Source organism: Paludibacterium paludis (genome assembly GCF_018802605.1).
Classification (GTDB): domain Bacteria; phylum Pseudomonadota; class Gammaproteobacteria; order Burkholderiales; family Chromobacteriaceae; genus Paludibacterium; species Paludibacterium paludis.
On sequence record NZ_CP069161.1, the window covers coordinates 1126118 to 1149439 of the forward strand.

Consider the following 23322-nt stretch of genomic DNA (forward strand, 5'->3'; position numbering starts at 1 on the left):
AAGGCCATGCATTACACTATGTAGTGTAATACATGGCCTTGATTTCCATATGTTGTGGAATTATCCAAGGCCGGAGGCGAATGCAATGAATCTGAATTTTCCGGGCCTGCTCGACGAGCAAGTCATTTCCCGAGAAGTCCTGCTGGAGAAATATGCCAAGAATGGCGAATCGAGCGCCGCCGAGGTGCGGCGCCGGGTAGCCGGGGCGCTGGCCTCTCCGGAAAAACAGCCGGAACAATTCGAGGAAGCCTTCTATACCGCCCTGGAAGAGGGGTTCATCCCGGGTGGCCGCATCAATTCCGCGGCGGGGACCGATCTGAGGGCCACGCTGATCAACTGCTTTGTCCAGCCGGTTGGCGATTCGGTCAGCGAGGAGCAGGGGGGGAAACCCGGAATCTACGAAGCATTGTTGCAAGCGGCCGAAACCATGCGCCGTGGCGGCGGGGTCGGCTACAACTTCAGCCGGATCCGCCCGCGCGGCGCCCGCGTCAAGGGCACCGACAGCCGGGCGTCCGGACCGGTATCGTACATGCGCGTGTTCGACCGCAGTTGTGAGACGGTCGAATCGGCGGGCGCGAGGCGCGGCGCGCAGATGGGGGTTCTCGACTGCGACCATCCCGATATCCTCGATTTCATCCATGCCAAGGACCAGGGCGACCTGCGCAATTTCAATATGTCCATCGGGGTCTCGGATGCCTTTATGGCCGCCGTGGAAAACGATGGGGACTGGGAGCTCGCTCACGAGGCGGAGCCCTCGTCCGACGCCTTCCCCGATGCGTACCGGCGAGAGGATGGCCTGTGGGTGTACCGGCGTTTGCGCGCTAAGGATGTCTGGCGCGACATCATGCAGTCCACCTACGATCATGCCGAGCCGGGCGTGTTGTTCATGAGCAGGATCAATCAGGACAACAACCTGAGTTACTGCGAAACCATCGAGTCCACCAACCCGTGCGGAGAACAGCCGCTGCCGGATTACGGTTGCTGTGATCTGGGATCCATCAACCTGACCCGTTTTGTCCGTCATCCTTTCAGTGAATCGGCCTCATTCGATTTCGACGCTTTCGCCAAAGTCGCCAGACAGGCGGTGCGCATGCTCGACAATGTGCTGGACCTCACGGTCTGGCCACTTGAAATGCAGCGCCAGGAGGCGATGAACAAGCGCCGTATCGGTCTTGGCATCACGGGACTTGGCGATGCGCTGATTCTGCTGACCCTGAGGTACGACAGCGAAGAGGGGCGGCAGATGGCGGCGCGTATCGCCAGGACCCTGAGGGATACCGCCTACGATGCCTCGGTGGATCTCGCGATCGAGAAGGGAGCCTTTCCGCTGTTCGATGCCGAGCGCTATCTTGCCGAACCGCATTGCGCGAGCCGTTTGCCCGATGCCGTCAAGGCGCGGATCCGGAGGCACGGGATCCGCAACTCCCACTTGCTGTCGATTGCCCCGACCGGGACCATTTCGCTGGCTTTCGCTGATAATGCGTCCAACGGCATCGAACCGCCGTTTTCCTGGTTCTATACGCGCAAGAAACGCATGGCTGACGGTTCCACGCAGGAATACCTGGTGGAGGATCATGCCTATCGTCTTTACCGGCTGACGTTCGGCGATACCTCGCATCTTCCGGAGTATTTTGTTTCGGCGCTGGACATGAGCGCGCTTGACCACATGCGTATGGCCGCCGCGGTGGCTCCGTTCGTCGATACGGCGATTTCCAAGACGGTCAATGTGCCGGCAGATTATCCGTTCACCGAATTCGAGCACCTTTATCTCGAGGCGTGGCGCGCGGGTCTGAAAGGCATTACCACGTACCGCCCCAACTCGGTGATCGGTTCGGTGCTGTCCGTTGAACCTCAGCGGGAGACTCCGCAGGATCTGGCCGCGAGCCAGGAGTTGGATCCGGATCGGCGTATCGCGCTCAACAGCGCGCCCAGTCCCGCGCTGGCGAGTCTCAAATGGCCACACCGCCCGCGGCTGAAGGATGGCAATCCATCCTGGACGTTCATGGTGGAGCATGAGAGCGGAAATTTCGCCGTGTTCGTCGGTCATGTGGAAAACGGGCGGGCACACGCGTTCGAATGTTGGGTCAACGGTAATGAACAGCCGCGAGGCCTGGGCGCCGTGGCCAAAACCCTGTCGATGGACATGCGCTGCCGGGATCGAGCCTGGCTTGCGCTGAAGCTCGAATCGCTGTCCCATACCCAGGGCGACAAGCATTACGAGGTGTTCATCGGGGACGAAACCTTCCACGCGAGCAGTGCCGCCGCGGTTCTGGCGCGGATCGTGCGTTATCGCGCCGAGGCGCTGGGCAGTCTCGCGTTGCCCGACGGCGAGGCGACGCCCGTCATGGATGCGCTGTTCGCCCGCAAGGAACCGAAATCCGGAGCGGACGGCACCATGAGTTGGTCCGTGGATGTCGTGAATCCGCAAACCTCCGACGATTTCGTGCTGTTCCTCAAGGAGCTGGTGTTGCCCAACGGACAGCGCCGGCCCTATTCGGCCTGGATGGCCGGGCGTTACCCGCGGGAACTGGACGGGCTGTGCAAAATGCTCAGTCTCGACATGCGGGTGATCGACCCGGCGTGGATCGGCATGAAACTGCGCAAATTGCTCAGTTATGCCGAGCCGCAGGGGGACTTTTTCGCGAGGATTCCCGATAGCGAAAAATCCCAGAGCTGGCCCTCCACAGTGGCATACGTGGCGCGGTTGATCATCCACCGTTTCGCCATGCTCGGTATCCTGACCGAAGAAGGATTTCCTGTCGAGGAAATGGGCGTGATGGTGCCCGAGCAGGGAGATCTGTTCGGTGGCGGCGAACGCCGGATGCTTGCCCTGACGAGCGGCAAGCCGTGCCCGGAATGCGGAAACCACGCCCTGATCAAGCGCGATGGGTGCGAGTTCTGCACCGCATGCGGGCATGTCGGGGCATGCGGGTGATATTGCCACTTATTCTCAGGTGATTGCAAAGCCGGACTCCGTCTTCATGGCGGAGTTTTTCTTTTGGAAAGACTCTCGGCGGCAGTACGGCGTTTCCTTTTTCGCACGTCTCTTTCATTATCCTGGCAATGCCATTTTCTTGTTTCTGCTGTGCTTGTTCCCCGGACATCAGATACGAGTGGGTTTCCCATATCGTTCTGACAAAATCGCGCATCTCTCTCACCCTTGAACTTCCCTGAACGCTTGCCTGTCCAGAATCCGGTAGGGTGGCCACGCGTGGTGTCACGTGTTTATCTGTTCATGAATCGCAGGGGGAGGAATATGACCAGGACCCTTGGTTTGCGACCATTGTCGTGGATGGCCGCCTATTTGTTCGTGGCAGGCTGCTCGGGAGGCGGCCAGACGAGCGAAATACGTGCCGAACGTATTGTCCGGGACATGTCCACACGTGAAAAGGTCGGACAAAAAATCATGATGGCATTCCGTTACTGGTGTTCCGGGGAACGTCCGGATTGCACCGAAGGAATGACCGAGTTGCCGGATGCCGCCTTGAGCGCATTGCGCGCCAATCATATTGGCGGGGTTATTCTATTTGCCAATAATTTGACTGGCATTGATCAGACCAGACGGCTGACCGAACGAATCAAGTCTGCGGCACAAGGTTCCCCGGTTCAACTGTTGGTGGGTGTCGACCAGGAGGGGGGCAACGTGTTTCGGCTGCCCCGCACGCTGTCGACGCCGTTTTCCGGCAACATGGCGCTGGGCGCGGCATTCGAAGGCACGAAGCGGGATCAATTGGCCTTCGATCAGGGAAGGGTATTGGCTGCGGAAATGGCGGCGGCGGGATTCAATGTCAATTTTGCTCCGGTTGTGGACGTCAATAGCAATCCGCTCAATCCGGTCATCAATGTCCGTGCTTTTGGCGATGACGCCGCAACGGTCGGTCGGCTGGGGAATTCGATGGCGGAGGGCATGAAGAGCGAGGGAATGATCGCAACCTTCAAGCATTATCCGGGGCATGGCGACACCGAAACGGATTCGCACTACGGACTGCCGGTGGTGAAAAAAACGCGCCGTGAAGCGTATGCCGTCGATTTGGCGCCCTATCGCGATGCCATCGCCGCCGGACGGGCTCCCGAAATGATCATGACCGCCCATATTCAGTATCCGGCGCTGGACAACTCGTTGATCCGGACTCGCACCGGCGAGCAGATGATTCCGCCGGCCACCATGTCGCGGGTCATTCAGCACGATATTTTGCGCGGGGAGTTCGGTTTTGGTGGTGTGACGGTGTCCGATGCGCTGGACATGAAAGGTATCGCTGACTTTTTCGAGCCGGACGATGCCGTGATCAAGGTGTTTCAGGCCGACGTCGATATTGCGCTGATGCCCGTCGAGTTTCGCACGGCTTCGGGCGCGAAGCGGCTGTCCGTGCTGGTCGATCGCGCCGCTGCCGCTGTCGATGCCGGCCTGATCGATCGCGCCGCTGCCGCTGTCGATGCCGGCCTGATCGATCGCGCGGCTCTTGATCGCTCCGTACGCCGGATTGTTGCGATGAAGCTGCGCCATGGCATGGGGCATCCAAAGCCGCTGCCTTCCGCCTCTGTCATCGGCAGCCCCGATCATCGGGAGCTGGAAAAGCATATTGCCCATCTATCCGTTACCGCCTTGCTTAACCGGAACGGCGTGTTGCCCCTGAAAGCCGAGGGGAAGCGGATTTTCATCATGACTCCCTGGGGCGAGCAGGCCGAAGCGATGCGACGCCGTTTCGACGAGCACGGCTACCGTTCGGTCAAGATGGGCAAACTCGCCTCGATGACATGGAGCGATCAAAAGCGGGCGATCGATGAGGCCGACATCGTTGTGCTCGGTACTCTGTCGACAGGGATGTCGCCTGTCGAGCGCAATGGCGATCCCGATGCCGGGATTTCTCGTGTCACGGCGTTTGCCGGTCTGGAGCGGCAGCCCTTCACCTCATCCGGTTCTCTGGTATTCAATGTCGAGGAGGACGCGCCTTCTTCGGTCTTGGCCATGCGCGCTGCGGGACCCTGGGAAATGCAGAGGATGCGTTACGCCATGGAGTACGCCAAAAACCAAAACAAAGTGATTGTTCATGTGTCGATGCGCTCGCCTTACGATGTCGTCAATTTTGATGATATTTCCGATGCGACACTCGCCACATATGCTTATTACGGCTATGAAAACGGCTGGCGCGGACAATCCTTGCCCGCGGCCGTCGATGCCATGCTGGGATACTCGCCATTGTCGGGCAAACTTCCGGTTGCGATCTACGAGCTGCGACCGGATGGTTCGCCAGGAGCGCTGCGTTATTCGCGCGGATTCGGATTGCGTTACTGATCCTGCGCGAGCCACATCATGCCGGTTTCGCCAAGCGTCACGAGTCCCATGCCGAGCCCATTGACCGGCAGGCGGTGTGTCACCTCGCCATTAGGCGCGATGACAACGCTGCCGCCAAGCTGTCTGGCGCCTGGCTCGTTCAGCGACATCGGCCAATTGCACTGGACTAGCCAGGCCGAGGCGGTCCGGGCCAATTGCCTGGCGTTGGGCAAGTAATCGATACCGTCCGCTCCATCGGGGATCGCGCTGATTATGCTGGGCCAGAAAATCATGTCGACACTACCGGGAGGAAGCTGCCTGGCAAGAAGAGCCAGATCCAGCACCTCCCTGCACAGCACAGAGGTGGTGCGCAAATGGCCCAGATGGCCGATAGCGCGGGTGTGGCCGGTTGTCAGGAACGTCTGCTCGCTGGGCGTCAATCCGTTCTTGGCGACGGTGGCTGCCAGGTTGCCCGAGGCGTCGATATGTACGTGGACATTGAATGGCGCGTGGCTTTCCGGCGGAACGAGTGTGCCGAACAGGGCGGCAATACGCAGTGAGCGGCAGTGTGCCCGGATACGATCCAGCGCTTCCGCCTGGGCACGGGATTTTGCCTCCTCCCGGATGCCGCGATGAAAGCCCGGCACGGACAATTCGGGAAAGACGCAAATTTTGGCCCCGTGTTCCGCGGCAAGGGCAAGATATCGGGTTATGGTGGCAAGGTTTGCGTGTGCCGTTGGCGCCATGGGCATTTGCGCGATGGCGAGTCGAGTACCGGCGGAACGTGTCGCGCCGAGCGTTCTGTGGAAAACGGTTTCGTCCGGATCGACCGACATTCTGGGGGGGATGCCTCCGGTCCCGGTTTCGAATCCGGAACGCTTCAGCAGACGCAATGAGGATTCGTTCGCGCATTTGAGCACCGCAAGAAAATGATGTGCGCCATATGTGCCGGCCAGTTCCGCGATCATCTCGGTGACGGCTTCCCCCGCATAACCGTTGCCCCAGACATGGCTGGCGAACACATAGGCGATTTCCGCATGGCGGTCTTCGTAAACGCTCGCCTGGACAAATCCGATCAACCCTTGTTCGGGGTGCCGGACAACCCAGTTCAGGCGATATTCATCATTATGCGGATTCCTGCGCTCCTCGAGGCGTTCGAAGCGTTCCTGCAGCCATCCTATGGATGGAGGAGGCGTGTTTTCGTAGCGATAGATTGCCGGGTCGCTTAAGACATGGAACATTTCTTTGGCGTGCTGGCGGGTCTGGGGTTCCAGGATGAGGCGGGGGGTGTGAAGTGTGCGCATGGCGGTCCGTGGGCAAGCCGTTGGTGTTCGGGTGGTACCATTGGGGTTTGTCATCATAACATTTCAATGTCATGTTTACTGGCTTTCATGTGAGCATCGGCGGGAATGACGCGGTACTTTGGCGTTTGTCTTCCCTTTATATGGCTGTTATGCGAGTGCCGGAGTCTGATGAGGACAACAATGGAGCCTTTTGAAATCAATGAGTTCGGGCAGCCTGTCGGGCGTGTCGTCGAAGGATGGCGCGGTGCGAGGCAGCCGGAGCGGATCGCGATGGCGGGACGTTATTGTGAACTGGCGCCGCTGGATGCCGGGCGTCACGGAGAGGACTTGTTCACGGTGTTGAGTGACAGTGGTCTCGCCAATTGGACATATCTGACCATGCCGGCGGAGCGCGCCGCTTTCCTTGAGTGGTTGCGGGCCATGGAGTCGTCCGCCGATCCGCTGTTTTTTGTGATTCTGGTGAAGGGTAAACCGGCGGGGATGGCCAGCTATTTGCGTATCAATCCCGCCGATGGGGTCATCGAGGTCGGATGGCTGCATTTTTCTTCCGGGCTGCAACGCTCCGCGGCGGCGACCGAAGCCATGTACCTGATGATGCGGCAGGCCTTCGCGTGGGGATACCGGCGTTATGAATGGAAATGCAATACGCTCAATCGCCCTTCCTGGCGGGCGGCCGAGCGTCTCGGGTTTACCTATGAGGGCACGTTTCGCCAGGCAAGGGTCGATAAGGGACGCAACCGCGATACCGCATGGTTTTCCATTCTGGATCGGGAGTGGCCAAATGTGGAGCGCGGATTCGTGCGCTGGCTGTCGGCGGAGAATTTCGATAGGGAAGGTCGGCAGAGTCGTCGTCTGCAAGACTGCCGAGAGCCATCCTGACGTGAGAGATATGAGCTTTCGGTGATGTGGGTTTGCATATTGGTTGTCCTGTTTTGGTGTTAATACCCATTGTGGTTAATGACATAGCGCAAGCCTTGGCGTGAAAAAGTCATGACAATGGAGATGATGTGGTAATGCCGCATTACATAACACATGGAAACAGAGATAAGGACGAACCATGCTGCAGAAACTGACGCTCAGGGCGAGGTTGTTGTGGATGACCGTGGTGGTTGCCGGTTTATCGACCCTGCTTGGCGCTCTGATGATCCACGCCATTGAATCGCAGATGATGAATGACCGGCAGGACCGGATACGCGGTCAGGTCGAGAATGCGATGAGCCTGCTCAAGTATTACGAACGGATGTCCAGCGACGGGAAAATGAGCGAAGCGGACGCGCAACGCGATGCGAAACAGGCGCTGACGGCTTTGCGTTTTGATGGCAAGGAGTATTTTTTCGTGCTGGACAAAAGCATGCGCTGGCTTGCGCATGGCACCAGTCCGGCACTGGTCGGCAAGGACATGCACGGCGTAAAGATTCCCGAGGGCGGAAATCTCGGGACGTTGTTCGACGAGACCCTGCAGCGCGGCCGCGGTAACGGATTCGTGCACTTTTCCTGGAGCAAGCCGGGAGCCGAAACGCCCCAGCCGAAAATGGCCTACATCGACACTTCTCCTCGCTGGGGATGGGTGGTCGGCACAGGCCTGTATCTTGACGACATTCATGATGCCGTAGTGGAACAATGGCTCAGCATAGGTGTGCAAGTGCTGGTGATCATTCTGGCGACGGTTGGATTGGGCATGTTGTTGCAGCGCAGTGTGATGAGAGAGTTGGGGGCGGAACCCGCCGTTGCGGCAGGCATCGTGCGACAGATCGCCTCAGGACAGCTGTCGACTCCGGTGACGGTTCGCCAGGGCGATAAAGACAGTCTGATCGCTCATATTGCGCACATGCAGGAAGAGTTGCGGAGCATGGTCTCCGCCATCGTCGCCAGCGCGGACGAGGTGCGCCGGCTGACGGAGGAAGTGGTTGGCGGTGCAGGCGAAGTGGCCGACAACTCTCGCCAGCAGAGCGAAGGAGCGACCTCGATGGCGGCCTCGATCGAACAGTTGACGGTGAGCATTACCCACTTGTCCGAGCATGCCCGTGATGCCCGCGCCTTGTCCGAAGAGTCCGGATCCTTGTCGGCGGATGGTGGCGAGGTGATTTCCCGCGCGGTTGGAGAAATGCGGGAAATCAATCGGACTGTGGATCAGGCCGCCGAGTCCATTGATGAGCTGACCGCCAAAACGGAAGCGATTTCCAGCATCATGCAGGTGATCCGCGATGTCGCCGACCAGACCAACCTGCTCGCCCTCAATGCGGCCATCGAAGCGGCGCGGGCCGGCGAGGCCGGGCGGGGATTCGCGGTCGTGGCCGACGAGGTTCGCAAACTGTCGGAGCGAACCGCCACGTCGACGCAGGAGATCGCCGGCATGATCGGGGATGTGCAAACGGGGTCAACGGCGTCCCGCGAACGGATGAACGAAGCCGTGGACAGGGCGAAGACCGGGCTTGCGCTGGCTGAGCAGGGCGGCGAATCGATTGGCCGCATCAGACAGAGCGCCTCGGGCGTGGTGGGCGTGGTGCAGGATATTTCCTCGGCGCTTAACGAGCAGGGCATCGCCAGTCAGGACATTGCCCGCCATGTCGAGCAGATCGCCCAGATGGCGCAAGTCAATGCCGAAACCGCGAGCCGAACTTCCGACAGCGTTGAACGCATGGGACAGGTAACGGAGAAGCTGCGTGCGATTGTGGGGCGGTTTTGTGTTGAGTAATGTGCCCCTGAGTACTGGGGGTAGAGGCCAACAATGATTCGGAGGTGTTGACCCATTGACCTTGATTTGAATAGCGCATGAATCAGATGGTTGATTTATACCCGCCAGACAATACGGGCATCTCGCAGGGAATGCAATGCCAACATGGCTTGGTGTTCCGACCAATCATGGTCACAGCAGGCTTTCATCACGATGCGGCAACAAGTTGATTTGATTCGCCGGCAACGTGATGAGGTGAGCACGATTGAACGGTTTCTTGAAGATCGGGTTGTCGGATGAATCATACACAATCGGGTTAAAGGGGGGCGTGCCGATCTCCAGACCGATGAGTACGTCTGTTGTCATGAAGATCTCCCCGAAGATGAAAAATACCCCAGCAGGTTTGAGACCTGCTGGGGTTTTCGGTCGGGCTGACCATCTCGTTAATTACCCCGAAGGGCGGTTTGCCACTTAACCTAGATTTTTACTTGAACTTGTAGCGGGCATTAACGTAGAAGAATCGACCGAGATAGTCACCCTGATTGGGAACGAAGTCGGCTTTGCCCGATGCATTCGAGAAGATGGGGGCTTTATTGAAAACGTTGTTTACCCCCACGTTCAGAGTGAGATCTTTGATTGGCTTGAATGTCATATCCAGATCCCAAACGGTATAGCTCGGCACATATGATCCGTCATAATGCTCCATATCCGTCGGATCCACTATGTTACGCACGCGCGAGTAGCTGCGTGCCGTCAGGGCATATTCCGAGCCTCCGTTTTGGTAACTGGTTCTCAGATGATTGCGCCATTTGGGAGCCATCAGACTATCCAGGCGGCTAAGAACGGAGCTGTTCGGGATCGTCGATTGTTTGAACGTCAAAATCTGGTTATAGGCTTCGCTGAATTTGAGCTTGCCGTATGCCCCCATCGACAGTTCATACGTCATCGCAAAATCAATCCCGTCGGTCTGCGTTCTTCCAATATTCTGGAATGGTGCTGTAATACTGTTGATGCGACCACGATCCAGTCCGGGATATTGAGCTTCCAGGGCTGGGTTGCGCGGATCTCGCCCGATGTTAGCCGCGTAACGATTGTCCTCATTGTTGAGAGTGTATTGAGCATCTTGCGGCTGAATCGTGCCGCGCTGCAGTATTTGATACCAGTCAAGGCTGACAGCCAGCTCTTTGGTGGGTTGCAGGACGATGCCAAGAGAGTAGTTGTTGGCTTTTTCGGCCTGCAGGTTCGGGTTTCCTTCCATATAGTATTTGGGCTGATAGACGCATTGTCCTTTGCCGTACCCAAGAGGGATGCAACGCTTCCAGTCTGCAACCGTTACATAGGCTTGAGTGTGTGCATACATTTCCGGCAGCGTTGGGGCCTTGAAGGAGGTAGTTGCCGAGCCCCGAACCAGAACGGAGTCCCAAGGTCTCCAGGAGAAAGCAAGTTTGGGGTTGACGGTGTTACCAAAGTCACTGTAGTGGTCTGCGCGCGCTGCAACCTGAACTTCCAGCTTTTTCAGGACAGGAATGCTGAATTCGCCATAAATCGACGCTACAGTACGGCTTCCACTCGATGCAGATCCCCCTTGGTTACTAATATTCTTGGCCTGCACCAGACGGTCAGGGGTATCTTCCATGGACTCATGGCTTACCTGCGTGCCCCAAGCAAAACCCAGATTCCCTGCTGGCAATGCAACAAGTTCACTATTTGCCATTTTGAAGTCGACTGCCTGAAGCTTCGATGTTGCTGTACGTCGGGTGTTGGTCAGCATCGATTTGACAACGCTCGACGGGTTGTTGAGCGTGAATGGATCGTATCCTCCTTGCCCAAGGACACCATTTTGCAGTTGGGTCTTGGCCATGTCCTTCAGCAATTGATTATTGACTTCATCCTTAATACGGTTCTCATTGATGTTGATAGCCGTATCGATATCCCAATTTCCCAACGTGCCGCGGAAACCTGCAACGAACCGGTAGGTATCGCTGGTAACTTTTTCTGTTTGGGGGCCAGCTTCTTGCACCGAGCGGTTAAATACAAGTTGATTACCGGGGGCGAACCCAGGCAAGGTTGCCAGGGCCGGGTTGGTTGACCCGGCGGTCTGCATTACCATGCTCTCGAAGAAAGGGGCGCCTCTGCCATAAGTCGTTTCATTCCGGTAGTAACCGAACTCTGCGAACAGTTCGTTCTGGGCATTGAGCTTTTTGGTGTAAATGGCGGCAATGCCTAAGCGATCTTGACGTGGCGCCAGTTGCGAGGAGCGATCCGTGTAGCAGAAAGCGTCGCCTCGTTCATCGGTTTCAATACTTCCTCGGCAGATCGGATTCGGCAGATTTTTTCCACCGGACGAATAATTTCGGTAGCCGCCACCTGCATAGGTTGTACTACGCTCGTCTGCACCATTAAACCTGCGGTGATCTCCGGTTCGGGTCGCATCATGTTTATCACTCAACGTGGGTTCACGATGGTAGACATCAAGGGAGAGCAGCAGGTTGTGGCCATCTTCATCCAGACTGCCGAAGCCGGCGGTCAAGTTGCCACTGAACGAACCCCCATCACCTCGTTGATAGGCCCCGATTCGAGAAGATCCTTCGATGCCTTGATAGTTACGCTTGGTTTTGAAGTTGATGACGCCAGCGACAGCATCCGAGCCATAGATTGCTGAAGCTCCATCGCGCAGAATTTCCACCGATTCGATTGCCGATAGCGGGAGGCTGTTCAGATCAACAAAAGTGTTGGTGGCATTGTTTGCGAACCCATAGTTGGCAAGGCGGCGTCCATTGAGAAGCACCAAGGTGTACTTCTCGCTCATACCACGCAGAGCGGCACTCGCTCCACCTTTGGCGAAGGACGCGGACTCCGATCCATTGAAGGAACTGGTCACCGAGGGTAATTTCTCTAGCAGTTCTACGACAGTGGTGGCCCCGGTTTTTTCGATATCGCCTTTCTTGATGATTTCGACAGCCGTTGGCCCTTCGCGGTTAATGCGCTTGATGTTGGAGCCAGTAACCGTGACACGCTCCAGTTGTTCTGTCTTGACCGGGTCGGCTGCATGAGCCATAGAAATACCTGCCATGCCTATGGAGGCAATGGCATAAGCCAAATGCTTCAGTTTCATTTTGTTCCCTTATCTCTCGATTGTTTCCGGGGCTGCCGGAATGACTTTAGAATTTCCTGCTACTGTTTGAGGACGAAAACAGGCCGAAAAATGTTATTTGTCATTGTTATGAAAAGTATTAACTTTTTATTTGATAGTCAAACAGAATAATCATATTGATCAACGAACCTTCTGGCTTGACGCTTGGTAAGACACGCTGTGATTCTTCGCCTGAAAGCATTTTTTGCAACGGGTGATACAAGGGACTGGTGTACGAGAAGGCTTTTTGTTTGGCCAGTTTGTGTAGTAGTTGTTTGAATTTATTGAAAAATAATTGAATTAACCTACGTGCCATTCTTGAAGCATGGAACAGGCGACTAGGGCAGCGGAGCCTGTAAGAAAAAGGATCGAATAGTGTTGCTGATATACAACGTTGTTGTAATTATGCGACATTGATGTGTCCGCAGCTTGATTGCCTTCGTGCATGTGGTGCTTTTTCTGAACTTGCCAGAAGGTGATCCTCTATGCGCGTGATTCATGTGAGCAGAAGGTTCGAGTCCTGGTGTTTGTTCTAGGTCGCCATGATAGAGGCTTCTGGAAGAGACAAAATCTCGGACGGATCTGTGGAAAATTTTTTGGAATGGCAATTGCTAGTCGGTGGCTTGGGCTGGGGGCGGTAATGCCTGCACCCGCTCTCGCCTGGACGCATGAGCCGATCAAATCACGGCCCAAGTCCCTATGATGAGCAACAGGACCAGAACGCCCAGTAGCACCTGGGTGGTGCTGCGTTCCTTTTGCAGCAGTGCCTGCAGTGAAGCGCTGCGAGCCTCCATCTGGTTGATTTTGGTTTGCATGGTGGTGCGGGCCTGATCCTGCTCCGCGAGCGACAGTAGCATGGTCTCGCCATTGAACATTTGCAGATTCGGCAGTGTGCAGACGCCGATCAGGCGGGATACCTTGTCCCTGAAGTAAAGGCCGGAGCGTTGCAATTCATCTTTCCACTCGAAGGAGAAGCCCTGGCTGGCATAAAAGGCATGCTTTTGCAGTTTGTCGTCCTCGCTGGCTCCCGCCGGCATGGTGATCATGCCTGGGCTGACCGCGTAGTCCGGATAACTCGCCTTGGTCCAGGCGATGACCGAGGCGAACAGAAAGGCATCAACGCCGGTACCTCGCATCATGTCACTGGGAGAAATGCCGTTTTTCGGGCCGAACGTGACCGATCGGCTGGGGTGGTCGACCCTCACCCAGGCGCAGTTGTACACGGCATGATAATGGGACTCCTCGCCATCAAGCCGATGCCATTCATTGGCATCATTTTGAAGGAAGCTCCGATATTGAACGCGATAGAAGTCGGACTGCTCTGTCGTGGCACGGCTGGTGTGCAAAATCCCATAGAAGACAGTCGGCGCCTGGTTGACGATCAGGACGCTTTCGGCCAATGGCATGGCAAGGTTGGCCAGCGTGTTTTCGTTTTCCGGCGCACGGAAACTGGTGTCGTCCTTGGCCGTCTGCGCGGTAGCTTGGTCGGAGGATGTCATGTTTATATGATAACCCACGTGACTGGAATTGTACTCCCCGTCGCAGTGGCACTATGACAGTGCTCGACGGGGCCATCTTGGTGCGCGGATCGAAGACTTCGGCGTGATGCAAACACCTTTTCGGGCGCCCTCCGTTGGCACGGCACTTGCATTATAGACAGTGCGTGAGACCCCCAAGTCTTGCCGCGTTGTTCGTACTCTGTCATGCGATGCTTTTGCGGAGCCTATCGGCTCCGTTTTTTTTGCCCGCTGCGCGCCGTATAATGTTTCCCTTGAACACCGGGGGTGCCCTGACGGGCTGAGACAGACCCCATTACCTGATCCGGGTCATGCCGGCGTAGGGAGCGTGTCGCGTCCGAGCGTGCCCGTGCCCATGCTGCGCAGAAAGGCCGGGGAGACGCAATAATGAAACGACGAATGATGACGGCGCTTTTGCTGTCTTTGTCCCTGGCCCAGGCGGCCGAACTGCGGGTGATCACCCATTCCTCATTCGAGTTGCCCAAAGACCTGATCGCAGGATTCGAACGGCAGCATGGCGCCCGCGTCACCATCATCAAGGCGGGCGACGCAGGGGAAATGGTCAATAAGCTGATCCTGACCCGCGCCAACCCTATCGCTGACGTTGTCTATGGGATCGACAATACCCTTATCGGTAAAGCCCGGGCGGCAGGGGTTCTCGATCCGGTTCAACCGGCGATGCCTGTGGTGAAAGAGGCCTTGCCCGGCGCAGTCAGTACCGACTATGGGTACATCACCCTGAACATTGATAAGGCTTGGTTCTCCGCGCACAAAAAACCGTTACCCGCGTCTCTCGAGGATCTGGCCCGGCCCGAATGGAAAAACCTGCTCGTTATCGAGAATCCCGCCACCTCCAGCACCGGGCTTGGTTTTTTGCTGTCGACCATCGAATATATGGGCGAGGATCCGGCGTTTGCGTATTGGCGGCGGCTCCGGGACAACGGCCTTAAAGTGGTGAAGGGTTGGAGCGAGGCCTATAACACGGAGTTCACCCGCAACGGTGGCTCACGCCCCATCGTGCTCAGTTACGCTTCGAGTCCGGCCGCGGAGGTGTTCTACAGCAAGACGGCACTGAAAGAGGCGCCGACCGGCAATCTATTGCTGCCGGGCAGCGTTTTCCGTCAGATCGAAGGCGCGGCAACCCTCAAAGGTGGACGGGAAAAGGCCCTTGCAGTCCGCTTCATCGCGTTTTTGCGATCCGCTCCGGTGCAGGGCGCCATTCAGACCAGCATGTGGATGTACCCGGTTACCGAAGGCGTGACCATCAACCCGGTTTTCCGGTTCGCGGAGCGTCCGCGTTCCCACTCTACGCCGTCCGAAGAGCGCATCCGCAAGAATGCCCCGGGCTGGGTGTCCCGTTTTAACCGTACCATTTTGCGCTGATGGAGCGTTTGGGCAAGTGGTGGTTCGCTCTGCCGCCGCTGGGTTTTTTGTGCGTCGCTTCGCTGATTCCGGTTGTGTCGCTTCTTATGGAAGGGCGGGCGGCGGCCTCCATGGCGCTGCTGCTGGATCCATCCACTCAATGGCGGTTGGGGTGGTCTGCCGCGCAGGCTCTGGCGACCTGTCTGGTGGTTCTTCTGCTGGGCGTGCCTTTGTCGTGGTTTGTCGCGCGCCATGCTTTTGCCGGGCGCAGCCTGTTGCTTCGACTGATGATGCTGCCATTCGTAATGCCGACACTGGTGGCCGGCGTAGGAATTCTCACGCTATTCGGCTCTGGTGGCATACTCGGATGCGAGCTTGATGAGTCGGCTTGGCTGCTACTGTATGGCAATGTGTTCTATAACCTGCCTCTGGTGTTGCGGGCGGGGGTCGAAGGATTTTCCCGTGTGCCGGACAGCCATGTCAGCGCCGCGCGAGTCCTGGGGGCCGGCCGCGTGTCGGTGTTTTTCCGGATTGAGTGGCCGCAAGCGTGTCCCTGGTTTTTGTCGGCGCTGTGCATGGTCTTCCTGTATTGCTTTTCCGGATTCGGTATCGCGCTGCTGCTGGGCGGCTACCGCTATGCCACCGTGGAAGTCGAAATTTATCGCATGGTCGCCTATGAGCTGAATCTTGGCGATGCGGCTGTCCTCGCTGCTGTGTCCATGGGGTTTGCTGCCGTGGTGGCGCTGCTGCACGGCATGCTGGAGCGGCGCCTGGCGCGACCGCTGGCGGGGCACGCCCTTGCTCTTAGGCCGGTGACCGGTTGGCAGGCCATCACCCTGGCGGTATGTTGCCTCTCGTTATTGATGGTGTTTCTTTTCGCTCCACTCGCCGCCATTGTCTGGCGAGCGGCAGCAAGCGGTGCCTGGCATATTTGGCTGGAAGAGGAGACCCGCGTGGCTCTGCTCAATACCCTACGCTTTACGGCATTGACTCTTATTGGGGTAACGACCATCGGTTTGTGCCATGCGTTCGCATCGCGACACCCCGTCATGAGGGCGATGGCATGGTTGCCTGTTGTTGTTTCTCCTGTCTGTGTGGCATTCGGCTTGTTGGTGGTTTACCCGGGATGGTCTGCGAGCCTGGCCTTGCTGTTATCCGGTTATGTACTGTTGGCCTATCCATTTGTCGCGCGCAGTGTCGCCAACTCGCTGGACAGCTTGCCGGATTCGTGGCTTGCGGCATCACGCACTTTGGGGCGCGGAACGTTCTCTACGCTTTGGTTCGTGGTTCTGCCGCTTGTCGCCCCGGCATTGCGAAGAGGGCTGGCGTTCGCCGCCGCGACGGCCGTGGGGGAATTCGCTGTGACTCTCTTCTTATCCCGTCCTGAGTGGATGACCCTGACAACCTTGATCTATCAGCGACTTGGCCGGGCCGGGCAGAGCAATATCGATGCGGCTTCCTGCCTGTCTGGCGGGCTTCTGATCTTTGCCTTGCTGGCATTCGTATTGATCGAATGGCCCGACCATCGAAAGGAAAACCGTGCTTGAACTGGATGGCGTGTCGGTGCGCCTTGGCGATCGTTCAATCCTTGATGATCTCGATCTGGTGCTGGCCAGAGGTGAAAGGCTGGCTATCCTCGGACCCTCCGGGTGCGGGAAGAGCACGTTGCTGAAAGTTATCGCCGGACTTGTTCCGCCCGAATGCGGAGACGTTCGTTATGACGGTTTGTCTCTTTGTCATACCGCGACGGAAGACCGGCACTTCGCCCTGATGTTTCAGGAGTTTGCACTGTTTCCCCATCTGAATGTGCTCGACAATGTCGCATTCGGTTTGTGTGCCCGAGGCGTTCGCCGTCGCACGGCAAGGCGTACGGCGCAAAGCATGCTCGAGAGTCTGGGCTTGGCCCATCATGCCGGATCCAGGGTCTGGTCGTTGTCCGGTGGGGAGCAGCAACGCGTTGCGCTGGGTCGGTCCCTGGTGACGCGACCCCGGGTGATGTTGCTCGATGAACCGTTTTCCAGTCTTGACGCCCATTTGCGCAAGGCCTTGCAGGAAGAGTGCATCGCCAGATTGTCCGCGGAAAACACCGCGACCATCCTGGTGACGCACGACCGGCATGAGGCTTTTTCCATGGCTCATCGGGTGGCGGTGATGCATCAGGGGCGCTTTGTGCAGGTTGGCGCGCCGGAGGCATTGATGGCGGCGCCGGCGACACCCTGGCTGGCAAGGTTTCTCGGCTTCGAGAATGTGGACGAAGACAGGGCGATTCCCGACGAAGCGTTTCTTCTGGGCGATGCCTACCCGCGAGCCACTATTCGTTCGGTGACCTGGGGTGTGGGTCAGGTTCTTCTTGAGGTGCAAAGCGAGTCGGCGGGATTTTACCGTGTCCGGATTTCCGCGAGGGAACTTGGCGTGCTGGGCATCCGGCCTGACCAGGGGGGGCAGATCGGGTTGGCCATCGATTTCAGCAAGGTCATCCATTTTTGCTGAGGCGCGCTCATTTTTTTGAATTTATCTCCCTCTACTGCTTCGGGTATAGGCTTCCTAGCTGGTTGGTGTGTTGTGTTTCATCAACATAGTGATGTTTTGTGGATGACAGAGGTGGTGTGGCAAGTCCATTTATTATGAATTTTGTTGTTTTATGGTTTTCCTGAATGGCATTGATTGTTGGTTAAGTATTTGATGTTTAACTGATAGTTTATTAAAAATTGGTGTTTTTTTGTGCAGGGATATTGTAGTTTGCAAAAAAACAACATGTGTTGGATAAACATCACCCTCCGGGACGTTTAGCGTTTGTTATTTATGTCGGATTCATGAAATAGTTTTATGGGGGTCAACGGAGATCACTATCGACGTTGCTTCATATAACAACTCTACCCAGGATCTGGAGAGAAAAACATGGTCTACAAAAGGAAAACGCTGGTGGTTGCCATTGCCCTGATGGGCTCTGGCCTGGCCTCGTCATCGGCCTGGTCGGCCGAAGCTGGCACAGAGAAACTCGAACGCATTGAAGTGGTTGGTTCCAACATCAAGCGCATTCAGAAAGAAGGCCCGTCGCCGATCGAGACGCTCAAGCGCGCGGATATCGAAAAAACCGGTGCAAGCACCGTCGCCGAGCTGCTGCTCAAACTGCCATCCAACACCGCCGGTTTCAGCGAGCAGGGCGCCGGTCTGCAAAGCGCCCCGGGCACGTCCAGCGTGGGGTTGCACGGTCTTGGTCCCGACAACACCCTGGTTCTGCTTAACGGCCGTCGTATGACCGGCTACGGCATCGCCCAGGGTGGTTTCACCAACTTCGTCGACCTTAACAGCATTCCGGCCAGCGCCATCGAGCGCATCGAAATTCTCAAGGATGGTGCTTCGGCGATTTACGGTTCCGATGCCATCGCCGGCGTGGTCAACATCGTGACCCGCAAGAACTACCAGGGGATCGAAGGCAAGATCGGTTACGGCACCAGCAGCAAGAGCGATGGCACCGAAACCACCTCCAACCTGACCATTGGCGTGGGCGATCTGGAAACCGATCGCTACAACTTCCTGGTAACGCTGGATACCTATGATCGCAGCAAAATTGCGATGAAAGATCGGGATTTCTCCAAGGATTCGGACACGAGCTCCCGTGGCGGGATTGACGCGCGTTCGCCGACCGGCGCCATTCCTTCCTGGTTCGACAAGACCGATCCGTACGTCGATCCGGATACCGGTATTCAAGGTGCATGGAAAGTCTTCGGGAATTGCCCGACAACGCCGGTTGGCGGAAAGTGTCTGTTCAATGCCAACCCGCACATGAACCTGATGGACAAGGCCGAGCGCCGCGGCGTGCTGGGTGAATTCAACTTCAAGTTCAGCGATACCTTGTCGGCGTTCGCCGAAGCGGCCTATACCCGCAACAAGGACTGGTCGCAGATCGCGCCGACGCCGAGTTCAGGTAGGGTTCCTGCCGGCGTCGCCGGTAACCCAGTCAACAAAGACTCACGGTTCGTTTGGCGCCTGATGGGGCTGGGGGATCGCAAGACGCTGATTACCTCCGACACCTATCGCGCGCTGGCCGGATTGCGCGGCTCGCTGTCGTCCTGGGACTGGGAAACCGCGCTGGGCTATAGCCGCAACGATGTGGACAGCGCGAGTGAGAACTTTGCCAGAATCAGTGCGCTTGATGAGGCCATTGCCAATCAGCAGTTGAGCCCGTTCCTGCCGGTCGATCCGGCGGTCATGGCCAGCCTGCGTTATAAACCCTGGACCAAGGGCCGCTCCTCCATCACCTTCTGGGACTTCAAGCTCTCCAATCCGGAAGTGGCTCAGTTACCGGGCGGCGCCGTGGGCGTGGCCATCGGGCTCGAGGCGCGGCGCGAAACGGGACGCACCTGGTCCGATGCCGCCGCGGAAGTCGGCGATGTCATCGGCCAGGGAGGCGCGTCGATGAACGCCAACCGCAATACCCGCGCGGCCTACATCGAAGTCAATATCCCGGTCTCCAAGTCGTTCGAGCTGCAATTGGCGGAGCGCTACGACTACTACAACGACTTCGGCGGCGCCTTCAATCCCAAGGTGGCGTTCCGCTGGCAGCCGGATAGTCGGGTGATGCTGCGTGGCTCCTACAGCACCGCGTTCCGTGCGCCGTCGTTGCAGCAGCTGTATACACCGGGTTCGACGGGTTATAACAATTTGCGCGATCCTGTGCGGTGCCCTGTCGTGACTACTGACAATATTTATTGTGGTTACTCCACACCGGTGACGAACGGCGGCAACTCGAAACTGCAACCTGAGAAGTCCTATAACAGTTCAGTTGGATTGGTGGTCGAGCCGTTCAAGTGGGCGTCGTTGTCGATCGACTACTACCGCATCAACAAGACCAACGTGATCAAGTCGAATGATCAATACGTGCTGAACAATTTCCCGGGACTCGTGACTCGCAATGCGAGCGGTGATATCGAAAATATCGACAGCCCCTACATGAATATGGGCCGCGAAGTGATTCGCGGGATCGATTCTTCGCTGATCCTGCGTGGAGATCTGGGCAACCTCGGCAAGCTGACCTACACCGCGGGTCTGAACTACCTGATCAGCGATCAGATTCAGGATTTCACCGGTGGTCCGCTTTACGAAAACGCCGACCTGATCGGCGCGGTGAAGACCCGCATGCAGCACACGGTGAGCTGGGACATCGGCCCCTGGTCGCCGTCCTTGACCTACAACTACATCGGCGGCTACAAGGATTACAGCCACGACAATGTGACCGGTCATACCGTCGGCGCGTACGACTTGTTCGATGTGCAATTGCAGTATTCCGGCATCAAGAACGCCCGAATCACCGCGGGGGTCAAGAACGTGGCCAACAAGAAGCCGCCGCTGTCCACCTTCGGCAACTACGCGAGCACTGGTTTCAACACCGATCTGTACTCCGCGCAAGGCCGTTTCTTCTACATGAACGTGGGTTACAAGTTCAAATAATCATTCATGCATGAAGCGTAAAACCGCGAAGCTTGTCGGGCTTCGCGGTTTTTTCTTTATGATTTCATTGCATTTTTCTGCGTGTGTGCTATTGAAAATTTTATAAGCGTTGCTTATTCATGTCCCATATTGCTTTCCCAAAACAACACGCCTGTTTTCGGAAAGTGACATATATTGTCCGACAGGATGTTGCATTGCACCAACCTTGTGCATCATGTCAATATCGGTGCAAATAATCGTAGGATATTTCATTATTTCCTTATGATTTGATGTTGGTAAGCGTTTGAATTTGTTTGATAATTTTGCTATTTTTGTTTTGGCATGATTGTTGCTTTGTAACGAAAAAGCAACACTGTGAAGGTGCTGTGTAGACAGGTGAAATTTTTTGTTGTCACCTTGATGTAAATCATGAAATTATCATTGGTGTGTGCGGTCGCTGGATACAGTCGACGAAAAAACAAAAAGCGCACGCAAGCCTTACTTTGAGAGATAAGGAAACTTCAGGTGGTGGTTGCCAGGATGTCACGGAGTCTGTCTCTGTTACCGCTGCAGCCGTTGAAACTTAACCCGTGTGAACAGGCTGTCTAAAGCCTGGATCGGTGTGCCGGATTTCGCCCACGAGGCGCTTGACGGTGCCTTCTCAACACGTTTTTGCAATAGGTAATAGTCATGTGGAATATGATCGTTGAAGTCAGCATTATGTCGGGCGGCCTGGTCCCCCTGTTGGCTTTCATCTTGCTGGGAGTGATTGCCGTTGTTATCGAGCGCTTCTACTTCTTTCAGCGCGTGCTGAAAACCGGCCACGATATCGAGCACGATATCAAGCAGGTGAACGGACGAAACCTGGAGAAGCTCAACCAGGTTGCCAAGCACTACGAGCAATCCATTCAGGCCCGCATCCTCAAGACCGCCGTCGAGTCGGCCAATGACGACGCAGACACCCTGGATCGCCGCATCGAAGAAACCATCCTCTGGGACATTCCCAAGCTGGACAAGAACATCTGGCTGCTTGACAGCGCCGTGACGCTCGGCCCGTTGCTCGGCCTGTTCGGCACCATTATCGGCATGATTCAGTCCTTCTCCGTTCTGGGCACCAGCGGTACCGGCAACCCGACCGCGGTGACCGGCGGTATCGGCCACGCGCTGATCGCGACCGGTGGCGGCCTGATGATCGCCATCATTGCCGTTTCGTTCCTGAACTATTTCAACAAGCGCATTCGCCTGGCCGGTCACCAGAACGAACTGATCAAGGTCATGCTGATCAACCGTCTGGCCTCCAACGCCGGAGCCGCGACTGTCGCTGTTGCCGAAGCCCGTCAGCCCAAGACCGCTCCCGCTTCCTCCGCTGCCCAGGGAGCGTAAGTCATGAGCAACCGTCATCGTTATTTCGAGCAGAAGGAAGCTCGGATCGAGATCGTGCCGATGATCGACATCATGATGTTCCTTCTGGTGTTCTTCATGGTTGTGACCCTGAAGATGATCGAGGGCGCGGGTATCCCGATGCAGCTGCCGGGATCCTCGACCGCCGAAACCCTCAAGCCGCCGGTCAAGGTCACCGTATCGGTCACCGACCAGGGTGAGTTGCGTTATGAAGGCAAACCGACCACCAAGGACGCGCTGTCCGCTCAGTTGAAGTCCGCCAAGGCGAGCAACGGCAAGGTCGACGTGATCATTGCCGGTGACAAGACCGTGGACCTGCAGAAGCTGATGGAAGTGTTCGATATCGTGCGCGGCGCGGGTATTACCAATGTCGGTATTGCCGCCAAGAAGTCGGCAGCGTAAGGAGGCGGATGATGCCTATGTCTGCTGCACCTTATCCCGGCCCGCTCTGGCCCCAGGGGCATAAGCGGGAACGCAACACGTTATCGTACGGCAAGGCTTTTGCCATTGCCCTGGCGATCGAAGTGGCCGCTACCGCGGCGGTTTTCGGAGTAGTGGGTCTGCAGGGTGAAAAGAAGCCGGAGGAGCCCCAGACCATGCAGGTGGTCGATATTCCGCCTCCGCCTCCGCCGCCCAAGGAAGAGCCGAAGCCCGAGCCCAAGCCCGAGCCCAAGGTCATCGAAAAGGTGATCAACAAGCCGGTGCCTCAGCAAAAGGCGATCAAGGAAACGTCGCCGGAACCGCTGGAAACCCCGAAGGCCATGCCCGACGGTGTCAAGTCGAGCGGTCCGACCATTCCGACCGAGGTGGGCACCAAGACCACGGCTGGCAATGGCGCGCAAGGCACGGGGCCGGTGATCAAGGGGCTGGTTCCCATTCACAAGGTTCAACCGGACTATCCGCGCCAGGCCTTGCAGGATGAGATCAATGGCGAAGTGGTTGCGATCCTGACCGTGGGGCCCGATGGCCGGGTCTCGCATGTCGAGATCAAGAAATCGAGCAACCGGATTTTCAACAACAGCGCCAAGTCGGCATTGATGCAGTACCGCTTCCAGGCTGACGGCGCGACTCACCTGGCAGAAATCGCGATCGGCTTCAATATCACGGACGCCCAGTAAGGGCGGGATGCCTGCGAGTCCGAAGACCGGCCCATGGCCGGTCTTTTTATTGTCCTTGGCAGGGCGGGATGGCGGTGAAGCAGTCGGCGCGCCAATCATTGAGCCGGATTG

The 23322-nt window shown here is 57.0% G+C and carries 15 protein-coding genes and 1 riboswitch; of the genes, 11 read left to right on the forward strand and 4 right to left on the reverse strand.

All coding sequences use genetic code 11. The features are described 5' to 3' along the window. The first annotated feature begins 85 nt into the window (after positions 1 to 85). Both JNO50_RS05130 and JNO50_RS05135 read left to right on the forward strand, forming a co-directional pair. On the forward strand, positions 86 to 2935 hold the full coding sequence (locus tag JNO50_RS05130; RefSeq protein ID WP_189532247.1) for an adenosylcobalamin-dependent ribonucleoside-diphosphate reductase: 2850 nt from the start codon (positions 86 to 88) through the stop codon (positions 2933 to 2935). Between the two features lie 474 nt (positions 2936 to 3409). Further along, on the forward strand, positions 3410 to 5293 hold the full coding sequence (locus JNO50_RS05135; protein WP_229804563.1) for a glycoside hydrolase family 3 protein: 1884 nt from the start codon (positions 3410 to 3412) through the stop codon (positions 5291 to 5293). On the opposite strand, the gene JNO50_RS05140 is transcribed toward JNO50_RS05135, so the two are convergent. Then, positions 5287 to 6576, reverse strand: a complete 1290-nt coding sequence (locus tag JNO50_RS05140; protein WP_189532249.1) for a GNAT family N-acetyltransferase — start codon at positions 6574 to 6576, stop codon at positions 5287 to 5289. The two genes, JNO50_RS05135 and JNO50_RS05140, sit on opposite strands and share 7 nt — an antisense overlap. A gap of 180 nt (positions 6577 to 6756) precedes the next feature. On the opposite strand from JNO50_RS05140, the gene JNO50_RS05145 reads away from it, so the two are divergent. Both JNO50_RS05145 and JNO50_RS05150 read left to right on the forward strand, forming a co-directional pair. Beyond that, on the forward strand, positions 6757 to 7455 hold the full coding sequence (locus JNO50_RS05145) for a GNAT family N-acetyltransferase (protein WP_189532250.1): 699 nt from the start codon (positions 6757 to 6759) through the stop codon (positions 7453 to 7455). 178 nt (positions 7456 to 7633) lie between these two features. Then, entirely contained in the window at positions 7634 to 9271 is a 1638-nt protein-coding gene (locus JNO50_RS05150; protein WP_189532252.1) for a methyl-accepting chemotaxis protein, read from the forward strand. 171 nt (positions 9272 to 9442) lie between these two features. Here the strand turns inward: JNO50_RS05150 and JNO50_RS05155 are convergent, their stop codons facing one another. From JNO50_RS05155 to JNO50_RS05165, 3 genes are all read right to left on the reverse strand, one after another. After that, positions 9443 to 9616, reverse strand: a complete 174-nt coding sequence (locus JNO50_RS05155; RefSeq protein WP_189532254.1) for a hypothetical protein — start codon at positions 9614 to 9616, stop codon at positions 9443 to 9445. A 118-nt stretch (positions 9617 to 9734) separates the two neighbouring features. Continuing rightward, positions 9735 to 12365, reverse strand: coding sequence for a TonB-dependent receptor plug domain-containing protein (locus JNO50_RS05160; protein WP_189532257.1), 2631 nt, complete (start codon positions 12363 to 12365; stop codon positions 9735 to 9737). A gap of 695 nt (positions 12366 to 13060) precedes the next feature. Further along, entirely contained in the window at positions 13061 to 13882 is an 822-nt protein-coding gene (locus JNO50_RS05165) for a hypothetical protein (RefSeq protein ID WP_189532259.1), read from the reverse strand. 271 nt (positions 13883 to 14153) lie between these two features. Continuing rightward, positions 14154 to 14244, forward strand: a riboswitch (TPP riboswitch). A gap of 43 nt (positions 14245 to 14287) precedes the next feature. Here JNO50_RS05165 and JNO50_RS05170 point away from each other — a divergent pair. The 7 genes from JNO50_RS05170 (at position 14288) to JNO50_RS05200 (ending at position 23211) form a co-directional block, all read left to right on the forward strand. Then, complete coding sequence (locus JNO50_RS05170) at positions 14288 to 15283, forward strand: thiamine ABC transporter substrate-binding protein (protein ID WP_189532261.1); 996 nt, start codon at positions 14288 to 14290, stop codon at positions 15281 to 15283. A 110-nt stretch (positions 15284 to 15393) separates the two neighbouring features. Beyond that, positions 15394 to 16809 (forward strand): ABC transporter permease, encoded by a 1416-nt coding sequence (locus JNO50_RS05175; protein ID WP_229804552.1) that lies wholly within the window; start codon positions 15394 to 15396, stop codon positions 16807 to 16809. Then, a complete protein-coding gene (locus tag JNO50_RS05180; RefSeq protein ID WP_189532264.1) occupies positions 16802 to 17752 on the forward strand; it encodes an ABC transporter ATP-binding protein in 951 nt (316 codons plus the stop codon). Before JNO50_RS05175 ends, JNO50_RS05180 begins: the two co-directional genes overlap by 8 nt. 408 nt (positions 17753 to 18160) lie before the next feature. Beyond that, positions 18161 to 20713, forward strand: a complete 2553-nt coding sequence (locus JNO50_RS05185) for a TonB-dependent receptor plug domain-containing protein (RefSeq protein WP_189532266.1) — start codon at positions 18161 to 18163, stop codon at positions 20711 to 20713. A gap of 669 nt (positions 20714 to 21382) precedes the next feature. After that, on the forward strand, positions 21383 to 22075 hold the full coding sequence (locus tag JNO50_RS05190; RefSeq protein ID WP_189532268.1) for a MotA/TolQ/ExbB proton channel family protein: 693 nt from the start codon (positions 21383 to 21385) through the stop codon (positions 22073 to 22075). Between the two features lie 3 nt (positions 22076 to 22078). Then, positions 22079 to 22495 (forward strand): ExbD/TolR family protein, encoded by a 417-nt coding sequence (locus JNO50_RS05195; protein WP_189532270.1) that lies wholly within the window; start codon positions 22079 to 22081, stop codon positions 22493 to 22495. A gap of 17 nt (positions 22496 to 22512) precedes the next feature. After that, on the forward strand, positions 22513 to 23211 hold the full coding sequence (locus tag JNO50_RS05200; RefSeq protein WP_189532273.1) for a TonB family protein: 699 nt from the start codon (positions 22513 to 22515) through the stop codon (positions 23209 to 23211). The last annotated feature ends 111 nt before the right edge of the window (positions 23212 to 23322 follow it).

Excerpts from the sequence above, each read along its gene's own strand:
- JNO50_RS05195 (WP_189532270.1), top strand. The coding sequence starts at position 22,079 with ATGAGCAACCGTCATCGTTATTTCGAGCAGAAGGAAGCTCGGATCGAG.
- JNO50_RS05165 (WP_189532259.1), bottom strand. The coding sequence starts at position 13,882 with ATGACATCCTCCGACCAAGCTACCGCGCAGACGGCCAAGGACGACACC.
- JNO50_RS05150 (WP_189532252.1), top strand. The coding sequence starts at position 7,634 with ATGCTGCAGAAACTGACGCTCAGGGCGAGGTTGTTGTGGATGACCGTG.
- JNO50_RS05135 (WP_229804563.1), top strand. The coding sequence starts at position 3,410 with ATGGCATTCCGTTACTGGTGTTCCGGGGAACGTCCGGATTGCACCGAA.
- JNO50_RS05190 (WP_189532268.1), top strand. The coding sequence starts at position 21,383 with ATGTGGAATATGATCGTTGAAGTCAGCATTATGTCGGGCGGCCTGGTC.
- JNO50_RS05200 (WP_189532273.1), top strand. The coding sequence starts at position 22,513 with ATGTCTGCTGCACCTTATCCCGGCCCGCTCTGGCCCCAGGGGCATAAG.
- JNO50_RS05160 (WP_189532257.1), bottom strand. The coding sequence starts at position 12,365 with ATGAAACTGAAGCATTTGGCTTATGCCATTGCCTCCATAGGCATGGCA.
- JNO50_RS05130 (WP_189532247.1), top strand. The coding sequence starts at position 86 with ATGAATCTGAATTTTCCGGGCCTGCTCGACGAGCAAGTCATTTCCCGA.
- JNO50_RS05185 (WP_189532266.1), top strand. The coding sequence starts at position 18,161 with ATGGTCTACAAAAGGAAAACGCTGGTGGTTGCCATTGCCCTGATGGGC.
- JNO50_RS05175 (WP_229804552.1), top strand. The coding sequence starts at position 15,394 with ATGGCGCTGCTGCTGGATCCATCCACTCAATGGCGGTTGGGGTGGTCT.
- JNO50_RS05170 (WP_189532261.1), top strand. The coding sequence starts at position 14,288 with ATGAAACGACGAATGATGACGGCGCTTTTGCTGTCTTTGTCCCTGGCC.
- JNO50_RS05145 (WP_189532250.1), top strand. The coding sequence starts at position 6,757 with ATGGAGCCTTTTGAAATCAATGAGTTCGGGCAGCCTGTCGGGCGTGTC.
- JNO50_RS05155 (WP_189532254.1), bottom strand. The coding sequence starts at position 9,616 with ATGACAACAGACGTACTCATCGGTCTGGAGATCGGCACGCCCCCCTTT.
- JNO50_RS05140 (WP_189532249.1), bottom strand. The coding sequence starts at position 6,576 with ATGCGCACACTTCACACCCCCCGCCTCATCCTGGAACCCCAGACCCGC.